Below are 9,239 nucleotides of genomic sequence, written 5' to 3' on the forward strand. Positions count from 1 at the left end.
TTTTCGATGGGCAGGGCCAGCAGCAATTCCACCCGTCGGCGCAGCATGGTCCAGGCTCGCAGGTAGGCGCCTGTTCGCGTGTCCTCGTTACCCTGGACGGCTGCCGGATCGGGTATGCCCCAGTGGGCGGTCACCGGATGCCCGGGCCACACCGGACACGTCTCGCCAGCGGCGTTGTCACAGACGGTGATGACCACGTCCATGACTGTCGCGCCCGGCTGCTCGAATTCGTCCCACGCCTTGCTGCGCAATTCACCGCCAAAACCGGCTTTGCGCGCCAGCGCCTCGGCCATGGGCTGCACGACACCGCTGGGATGGCTGCCGGCGCTGCAGGCCCTGAAGCGCCCCGCACCCATCACGTTCAACAGGGCCTCGGCCATCACGCTGCGGGCGGAATTTCCGGTGCACAGGAAAAGGACGTTCACACTCGACATGCCGTGTCTCCAGCACATGCTGCGTCGGCCGGGGAGCCGACACAGCAGTTCTCGGTCAGGAAGCCGAGCAGGTCGTTCATGCGCGCGTAATTGGCGCGGCACTGGATCCGCCGGCCGCGTCGCTCGTCCTCGACCAGTCCGGCATGGCGCAGCTGGTTGAGATGATGGTTCAGGGTCGCGCCGGCCAGTCCGGTGGCACCGGCCAGCTTGCCGACCGTCATGCCCTCGCTGCCCGCCTGCACCAGCAGGCGGAACAGGTCCAGGCGATGTTCGTGAGCCAACGCGGTGAGACAGGCCAGGGCATTTGATGATTTCATATTTCTAGAATCATGGAAATTAAAGAAGCCGTCAAGCACGCCAGATTGATGCGGCGAAACGGCTTGCACAGCATCCGTATTTACGCGATTATTCTTTTCATCTTGATAGAAAGATGAATAACCAAGGTATCGCGTTGTGACCACTATTTCACTGGAATTCTTTCCGCCCAAGACCGAAAGCCAGCGGGACCAGTTCGAAACCACGCTGAAGCGGTTGAGCGCCTTGCAACCGGAGTACGCCAGCGTGACCTTCGGTGCCGGAGGTTCGACGCTGAGCTACACGCCGCATACCGTGAAGGCGCTGATGGAAGCCGGACTGGACGCCGCACCGCACGTATCGTGCATGGGCGGCACCCGCGACGAGATCGGCGCACTGCTGGACGACTACAAGGCCATGGGCTGCCGCCGACTGGTGGCATTGCGCGGCGACCTGCCCTCGGGCATGGCCGGTCCGGGGGACTTCCGCTACGCATCCGAGCTGGTGGCCTTCATTCGCGAACACTCTGGAGACCATTTCCGCATCGAGGTGGCCTGCTACCCGGAGACGCATCCGCAGGCCGATGACGCACTGGTGGACATGCACCACTTCAAACACAAGGTCGACACCGGCGCGAATGGTGCCATCACGCAGTATTTCTTCAACGCCGACGCCTACTTTCGATTCGTCCATGACGCGCGCATGGCGGGCGTGGAGGTACCGATCGTGCCGGGAATCATGCCGATCTCCAACTTCACCCAGCTCAAGCGTTTTTCCGAGGCCTGTGGCGCGGAGATTCCGCGCTGGATCAGCAAGCGCATGCAGGCCTATGGCGATGACGCCGAGCGCGTGCGTGATCTGGGCGCGGACATTGTCGCGGACATGTGTCGCCGGCTACTGGATGGCGGCGCGCCGGGGTTGCACCTGTATACGCTCAATCGCGCGGTAGCCACACTGGCAGTAATCGACCGCCTGGGCTGAACGGCCCCCATCCCGTTCACCCCTGCTGCATCTTTACCATGGCAGGCTGTGGACATGCTGCGTGTGTTACACCTGTTGCTGCTGTCGCTGTTGCTGCTTGCAGCACCCCTGTGCCGGGCGCAGGACGCGATACATCATTGCATCGCGGCCAACGGCACGCCGGTGTTCACCGACCAACCCTGCACCAGCATGGATGCCCTCGGCGCCGGCACGGTTCATGCGCGGTCACATCATGACTGCCCGGCAACCCGCAAGGCACTGCGTACACGGGTGGCCGACGCCTTCGACAACCATAATGCCAATGCGCTGGCTGGCCTGATGCTGTGGCAAGGCTTCAGCGGTCACGAGGCGGTACGACGGATCCGTTGGTTCCGCAAGCTCATGCGCAGGCCACTGCTGGACGTGGTTGACGGTGAAACGCCCTACCCGCCTGTCCCCGCTTATCCAGCAACAAGTTCGACGAGCGCCGAACCCGTCCCCGAAGCCAACATGCGCATCGCGCTGGGTGGCGCCGGCACCGCAGGTACGGCTCCGCTCGGTTTTGCCGTAGCGGACCGGGCGGGTTGCCTGTGGTTGCGACCCTGACCGCCAGCACATGCCACACGTTTCGCCTCCGGCTATCATGGACTGATTTTCCGAGGAGAAACGAACATGGCGATGGAATACCCCGAATGGATCTGGCATGAAGGCGAAATCAAGCACTGGAAGGATGCGACCGTGCATGTCATGGCACACGCGCTGCACTACGGCTCCTCCGTGTTCGAGGGCATTCGCAGCTATGTGACGCCGGATGGGGCAGCGATTTTCCGCCTGCAAGACCATCTTCGTCGCCTTTTCCACTCGGCCCGTATCTATGACATGCAGATGCCCTACAGCATCGAGCAGCTTAGCGACGCCTGCCATGAAGTGATCAAGCGCAATGACCTGAAAAAGGCCTATCTGCGCCCGCTGGCGTTTCGAAGCCTCGGCGGACTGTCGCTTTCGGCCGAGTGCCCGACCGAGGTCACAGTAGCGGCCTGGGCCATGGGCACCTATCTGGGCGAGGAAGCGCTGGAGAACGGTATCGACGCCTGCGTGTCGAGCTGGCAGCGGTTTGCGCCCAATACCATCCCGGCCGGCGCCAAGGCCGGCGGGAACTATCTGTCCGGCCAACTGATCGCGCGTGAAGCGCGGCGGCTGGGCTTTGGCGAAGGCATCGCGCTGGCCTCCACAGGCTTGCTCAGCGAGGGCGCGGGCGAAAACCTGTTCCTGATCTTCGACGGCATCATGTACACCACCCCGGTCAGCGCCGCGATCCTCAACGGGATCACCCGCGACACCCTGATGAAACTGGCTCGTGCCGACGGCATCGAGGTCGTCGAGCGTGACATGCCGCGCGAATATCTGTACCTGGCCGATGAGGTCTTCATGTGCGGCACTGCCGCCGAAATAACGCCGATCCGCTCGGTCGACGGCAAACAGGTTGGACCCGGCAAGCGCGGCCCAGTCACCGCGCGCATGCAGGCCCTGTACTTTGGACTGTTCGACGGCAGCGTGGCCGATCCTGGCGGCTGGCTGGAACCAGTCGGTGCCTGAGCGTGGCCGTCCAAAGAGGCGCTGTTGCAACACCTGTTGCTAGTACCCAACCATGGAACCGTCCGCATCCGAGCCGGCCACCGCGCGAACGCGCGGGCGCGCCAGTATGATCTCACAGGCGCCTTCAATGGCCAGCATTTCTTCGCTCGGTGCAAACGCATACTGCAGCGATTGGAGAAGTCGCATGACGTGGCTTGCGTGCTGATCGTGGACGTGGATCATTTCAAGCGGGTCAACGACCTGCATGGGCACATCTCAGGTGATACGGTCCTCCAGAATGCAGTCGCGATATGCCAATCGGTATTGCGCGCGTCGGACGTGTTCCGGCGCCTGGGTGGCGAGGAATTCGGCATCCTGATGCCCAGTTGTGCGCGTACGCAAGGCATCGCGATCGGCAACCGCATCCGCCAGGCTATCGCCAACACCTGCGTGCAGGTGCATGAGCAGGCCACCCTCACCATTACCGCCAGCATCGGATTGGCCTGCACCGACATGACCGGCTATGCACCCAAGCCTCTTCTGATCGAGGCCGATACCGCGCTCTTTGCAGCCAAGCACGCCGGACGCAATCAGCTTATCGCGGGGACGGGCGTCGGCGCGCCGAAGGCGGCACCGGTATCGGCCTAGCTCGAGACCAGCATCCGTGATGGGTCAGGCACGATGTGCGTGCGGAAAATGAACCGTGGCGACGACGCCAATGACGTCCTCACGTGGGCGAATGGTGACGTGCCAGCCATACAGCTCGCAAAGGCGGCGCACGATAGCCAAGCCCAGGCCGGCGCCGCTGCCGTTGGCGCCCTCACCGCGCGTGCCTCGCTGGAACAGTGCCTCGGCTTCCTCGGCCTTGATCCCGCGGCCGGTATCCTCGATGACAATGCGGTCCTCGAGAATACACACCACCACTTCGCCCTGCTGGGTGTATTTCACCGCGTTGCCGACCAGGTTGGTCAGGACGACCGCCAGCACCGAGGCCGGCGCGTCCACCTGCAGCGCCTGCATGTCGCGCAGCTTCAATTCGACGGGCTTGTCGCGCATGTGCGGGCGCTGACTCTCGATCACGTCCACGGCGATCCTGGTGGCATCGGTGATCTCGCCAAAGGTCGGCCCGCGGCGTTCGGCGCGAGAGAGCAACAACAGCGCCTCGATCATCTCCGTGGCCTGGCGTGAAGAGCGCTCGATGCGTTTGAGCCGCTCACGCAGCTTGTCGTTGAGATCCGGAGAGGACTGCATCAGCTCCGTGGTGCTGGAGATCACGGCCAGCGGCGTGCGCAGCTCGTGGCTGACGTCGGAATTGAATTCACGGTCGCGCTCGACCAGCGCGGTCAACCGCTCGGCGTACTCGTCCAGCGCCTGCGCCAGCTCACCGACCTCGTCGTCCGCCACATGCGGCGCAAGCGGCTCGGCCTTGCCGGCACGACGGAACTCACGCAATCGCGCGGCCAGTTCGGTGACCGGCCGCAGCACCCGCCGCGACAGCCACATGCCCAACGCCAGCGAAAACAGACTGAACACGATGACTGCGGCCACCAGCCCTGCCATCAACTGGCGCTTGCCCTTCTCGTCGCGGCTGACGTCGTAGCGGATGAAACCGATCAGCCCGTATTTGCGCTGCACGGCCAGTTTGTAGTGGTGGGTACGTCCGTCGGCACCCACCTCGGTGATGTCGTGTACGCCGCTGGAAAGGTTTTGCCAGGCCAGCGGCGCCTTGTACAGCGTGCGCTTGCTCCACATCCATGCCTCAAGCAATTCCGAGGCCGCGCGCTGGTTGGGGTTGCGATGCACGTGCTCGACGGCCTGGTCGACGTCGTGCTGCAACGCCTTCACCACCAACTGATCCTCGACCTTGGCGCGCACGTACAGGGCGGCCAGAGCAAAAAGCACCGTAAGGCCGAAGCCGAACAGCGCGAACGAGACAATCAGGCGAGTGCGCAGCCTACGTCGGGAGCGCATCGGGGTCGACCATCCGATAGCCAATGCCGTGACGCGTGTGGATGAGCGGCTTCTCGAACGGCTTGTCGATGGAGGCGCGCAGCCCATGGATATGCACACGCAGGCTGTCGCTGTCGGGCAGTTCCTCGCCCCAGACTTTCTGCTCCAGGTCATGCCGCGTGACCACCGATGGACTGGCGTCCATCAGCGCCTGGAGCAACTTCAGGCCAATCGGGTTGAGCTGGATCGAGGTCCCAGCCCGAGTCACCGTCAGCGTGTCGAGGTTGTAGGTGAGATCGGCCACCTTGAGCACCCGGCTCTGCGGACCCTTGCCGCGTCGCGCCAGTACTTCCAGGCGCGCACCCAGCTCCTGCAGCGCGAACGGCTTGGTCATGTAATCATCGGCGCCGGATTCAAACCCGGTCAGTTTCTGCTCCAGCGCGTCGCGCGCGGTAAGCATCAGGATCGGCGTCTGCTTGTGCGCCTCGTGGCGCAATTTGCGCGCCACTTCCAGGCCGTCCATGCCGGGCAGCGTCAGATCCAGCACGATCACGTCGAAATCGTGCACCACGGCAAGGTGAAGCCCGGTCACGCCATCGCCGGCGAAGTCCACGACATGGTCGCGGTCCTCCAGGTAATCACCGATGTTGGTTGCAAGATCGTTGTTGTCTTCGATCACCAATACACGCATGCAGGCATCCTCGGTACAGCCCCGGCCGCACGGCCGACAGGGTCCAAGCTTAACGGGAATCGCGCGCCACCGGCAGACCACGCAAGAAAAGGCCCGGGCTGGAGGCGCTGGGGGAAGTCGTCTCTCGCCCGGGCCCAAGTTGCTGCCCCGATTGCCGCGGCGGCAAATCAGCCGCCTGGGGAAGGCGTGTCGCGCACCACGGCAACACCGTTGTAGCCCCAGTCGCTTTAATTGACTGTTAACCAACGGGAAGACTAGCGTTAAGGAAGAACCGCAGCGGAAACTCACAACAACAGCATGATGATGAGACTGGAGCGGGTGATGGGAATCGAACCCACGTCATCAGCTTGGGAAGCTGAGGTTCTACCATTGAACTACACCCGCGCGGGATAACGATTACATCGGTTTTGCAACGCGCACGCAAGCCTTGCGCTTCGTCGCATCGCACAGGACCGGCAAACACAAGCGGCTGGCTCGGCTACAATGGGTGCATGGGGTTCCGGTCCGTGCGGCAGATCGGCATCGGCCAGGGCCACGCATGTCATGGGTCCCGACCGGGTGGCGTCGCTAGACCGTCATTCCATGCTTCGACATCTCGACCCGAGTCCACCCAGCCATGCCCATGCCCATGCTCCACGCCGTATATCGGAGCGACCGATGACTGAAACCGAGGCTAACGGAGAACACCGTGACGCCGACCGCCGACGCCCGGTACGCAGTTTCGTGCTGCGCGAAGGCCGCATCACCCCGGCCCAGCAACGAGCATTTGATAATCACTGGTCGCGCTATGGCCTGGACTACAGCGGTGATCTGCGGGACCTGGATGCAACCTTCGAGCGCCACGCCCCACACATCTTGGAAATCGGCTTCGGAAATGGCGAGGCTCTCGCGTATTCGGCTGCAAGCGACCCGGGCAGCGACTATCTAGGCATTGAGGTGCACCGCCCGGGCGTCGGACGCCTGATGAACACCCTGGCGACGTCCGGAACGGAAAATGTGCGCCTGTATCGACATGACGCCGTTGAGGTCCTGCGTGAGGAAATCGCCCGCGAAACCCTGGACCAGGTCCGCGTGTGGTTCCCCGATCCGTGGCCCAAGAAACGCCATCAGAAGCGGCGTCTGATCCAGCCGGATTTCGTGGCTCTGGTCGCATCACGCGTGCGCCCTGGCGGCCTCTTGCACCTGGCCACCGACTGGGCCGAGTATGCTGGTCATATGCTTGAGGTCATGGAGGCGGCACCCCGCTGGCGCAACACGTGCGGACCGGGTGTGTTTTCCGATTGCCCGCCGTGGCGCATCGAGACCCACTTCGAACGTCGCGGACGGCGTCTGGGGCACGAGGTTCGCGACCTCGTGTATGAACGCACCGGATGAAGTTTCCAATCTCCACGCAACCCGTGCGGTAGATCCTTGAACGCCCAGTTCTAACCCGACCTGTTGTTTCCACCGCCGCACACACGCGACGCCCAATGAACCCAACGGCAAGATTACGACGACGTTTCCATGGAAAGTACAGCCGCTGGCCTGACCCTCACCCCCGACATGATCCTGGTGCTCGGGCTTGTGGCCTTCACCATGATCATGCTGGTGCTGGAGTGGATCCGCGCCGACATGGTGGCGCTGCTGGTGGTGGTCGTGATCGGACTGACCGGACTGATGCCGGCGACCCAGGTGTTCCAGGGTTTTTCCGGCAACGCGGTGATTGCGATCCTGGCCATCATGATCATGGGCGCGGGACTGGATCGCGCCGGCGCGCTGTCCAAGGCAGCCAGCTTCGTAATGCGCATGTCGGGAGGACGCGAGTCGCGCCTCGGCATGGTGGTCAATGGAGTGACCAGCGCCTTCAGCGCCATCATTCCAAGCCAGGCCCTGGCCGCGCTGATGATCCCGGTATCCAGTCGCCTTTCGGCGCGTACCGGTGTGCCGTTGACAAGGCTGCTGCTGCCGATGGCCTTCTGCATCCTCACCGGCACCAACACCACGCTGATTGCCAACTCGCCGCTGATCCTGCTCAACGACCTGATCGCCAGCGCCAACCGCAACCTGCCGCCAGGCGCGCATACCATCTCGCGATTCAGTCTGTTCAGCGTGACACCAATCGGTGTCACGCTTGCGTTGATTGGCATCGCCTATTTCGCGTTGTTTGCCAAACGCCTCCTGCCGGCGCGCGAGGACGACCGGCAAAAAGTCACCCCGGGGCGCACCGAAAGCTACTTTGCCGAGACCTACGGCATTGTAGGGGAGCCGGCCGAGCTGACCGTGACCGCCGAGAGTGCGCTGGTCGGCATGAGCGTGGCTGAAGTGGAGCAGTTGCACGGCGCACCGCTGATCCTGGCGATGAAGAACGGCAACGAATCACGCATGGCGCCCCCGGCCGAAGAGATGATCTGGGTCGGAACCGTGCTTGGCGTCCTCGGATCACGCGAACAAGTCGCCGAGTTTGCCAACCTGCAGCTATGCCGGGTATCCACGCGGATGCGCCAACTCGGCGACCTGTTCAACCCGGCCCGCGCCGGCATTTCCGAGGCCGTGGTGCCGCCAAGCTCCAACTTCGTCAAGCAACGCATCGGCGAACTGCACTTGCGCAAACGCTTCGGGGTCTCGGTGCTCGCGGTCAACCGTGGCGACCAGGTCTTCCGCGAGGACATCCGCAGCATCAGCCTGCGCGCCGGCGACACTCTGGTGTTGCACAGCCACTGGAACGACCTGGTGATGACGCAGCAGGACCGCAACCTGGTGGTGATCACCGACATCCCGCAGACCGAACAACGTCCGGGCAAGCTGTGGCAGGCGCTGGGTTTTTTCCTGATGGCCATGGGTCTGGCCCTGTTCACCAATCTGGACCTGCCGGTGGCGATGATGAGCGGCGCGATCGGCATGCTGCTCTCGGGCGTTCTGAACATGGACGAGGCCTATCGCGCGGTGAACTGGAAGACCATCTTCGTCACCGCATGCCTGATCCCGCTGGGCTGGTCCATGGACTCCACCGGCGCCGCCGCCTGGCTGGCCCAGGAAGTGCTGCTCTATTCGCATGGTGCGCCGCAGTGGTCGATGCAGGCGGCCATTGCCATCCTGACGCTGTTGTTCTCGCAGGTGATGTCGAATGTCGGCGCCACCGTGATGATGGTGCCGATCGCCATCAGCGTGGCGGTGGCCACCGGTGGCAATCCGTCCGCCTATGCACTGCTCGTGGCGCTGTCCTCGTCCAACACTTTCCTGATCAGTTCCGGTCACCCTGCGCTGATGATGGTGGCCGGCCCCGGTGGCTACCGTTCGCGTGATTTCCTGCGTGCAGGCCTGCCGCTGACCGCGCTGATGCTGATTGCCACACTGGT

10 protein-coding genes and 1 tRNA gene are annotated in these 9,239 nt (G+C 63.4%); 6 read left to right on the forward strand and 5 right to left on the reverse strand.

Going from position 1 to position 9,239, the window contains the following annotated elements; genetic code table 11:
* Both PF446_RS09595 and PF446_RS09600 read right to left on the reverse strand, forming a co-directional pair.
* Window positions 1-434, reverse strand: a 434-nt coding sequence (locus tag PF446_RS09595) for an arsenate reductase ArsC (protein WP_298071205.1), incomplete at its 3' end; no start/stop codon positions are given.
* Window positions 422-751, reverse strand: a complete 330-nt coding sequence (locus PF446_RS09600) for a metalloregulator ArsR/SmtB family transcription factor (RefSeq protein WP_298071206.1) — start codon at window positions 749-751, stop codon at window positions 422-424. The genes PF446_RS09600 and PF446_RS09595, both read right to left, overlap by 13 nt.
* 136 nt (window positions 752-887) lie before the next feature.
* On the opposite strand from PF446_RS09600, the gene metF reads away from it, so the two are divergent.
* The 4 genes from metF (at window position 888) to PF446_RS09620 (ending at window position 3,911) form a co-directional block, all read left to right on the forward strand.
* Entirely contained in the window at window positions 888-1,709 is an 822-nt protein-coding gene (metF, locus tag PF446_RS09605; protein WP_298071207.1) for a methylenetetrahydrofolate reductase [NAD(P)H], read from the forward strand.
* A 54-nt stretch (window positions 1,710-1,763) separates the two neighbouring features.
* Entirely contained in the window at window positions 1,764-2,294 is a 531-nt protein-coding gene (locus PF446_RS09610; RefSeq protein WP_298071208.1) for a DUF4124 domain-containing protein, read from the forward strand.
* A gap of 66 nt (window positions 2,295-2,360) precedes the next feature.
* On the forward strand, window positions 2,361-3,284 hold the full coding sequence (locus PF446_RS09615) for a branched-chain amino acid transaminase (protein WP_298071209.1): 924 nt from the start codon (window positions 2,361-2,363) through the stop codon (window positions 3,282-3,284).
* Window positions 3,285-3,320: 36 nt separating this feature from the next.
* Window positions 3,321-3,911 carry a GGDEF domain-containing protein gene (locus tag PF446_RS09620; protein WP_298071213.1) on the forward strand — a complete coding sequence of 197 codons (591 nt, stop codon included), beginning with the start codon at window positions 3,321-3,323 and terminating at the stop codon, window positions 3,909-3,911.
* 24 nt (window positions 3,912-3,935) lie between these two features.
* On the opposite strand, the gene PF446_RS09625 is transcribed toward PF446_RS09620, so the two are convergent.
* The 3 genes from PF446_RS09625 to PF446_RS09635 form a co-directional block, all read right to left on the reverse strand.
* Window positions 3,936-5,234 carry a HAMP domain-containing sensor histidine kinase gene (locus PF446_RS09625; protein ID WP_298071210.1) on the reverse strand — a complete coding sequence of 433 codons (1,299 nt, stop codon included), beginning with the start codon at window positions 5,232-5,234 and terminating at the stop codon, window positions 3,936-3,938.
* Window positions 5,218-5,904, reverse strand: a complete 687-nt coding sequence (locus PF446_RS09630) for a response regulator transcription factor (RefSeq protein ID WP_298071211.1) — start codon at window positions 5,902-5,904, stop codon at window positions 5,218-5,220. The genes PF446_RS09625 and PF446_RS09630 overlap by 17 nt, the downstream gene beginning before the upstream one ends.
* A gap of 310 nt (window positions 5,905-6,214) precedes the next feature.
* Window positions 6,215-6,288 (reverse strand) — tRNA-Gly (locus PF446_RS09635).
* A gap of 273 nt (window positions 6,289-6,561) precedes the next feature.
* Between PF446_RS09635 and trmB the strand changes: the two genes are divergently transcribed.
* Together trmB and PF446_RS09645 are read left to right on the forward strand one after the other, a co-directional pair.
* A complete protein-coding gene (gene trmB, locus PF446_RS09640) occupies window positions 6,562-7,278 on the forward strand; it encodes a tRNA (guanosine(46)-N7)-methyltransferase TrmB (protein WP_298071212.1) in 717 nt (238 codons plus the stop codon).
* Between the two features lie 168 nt (window positions 7,279-7,446).
* Window positions 7,447-9,239, forward strand: a 1,793-nt coding sequence (locus tag PF446_RS09645; protein ID WP_298071214.1) for an SLC13 family permease, incomplete at its 3' end; no start/stop codon positions are given.

The sequence above is a fragment of the Oleiagrimonas sp. genome, assembly GCF_027858935.1.
GTDB lineage: Bacteria > Pseudomonadota > Gammaproteobacteria > Xanthomonadales > Rhodanobacteraceae > Oleiagrimonas.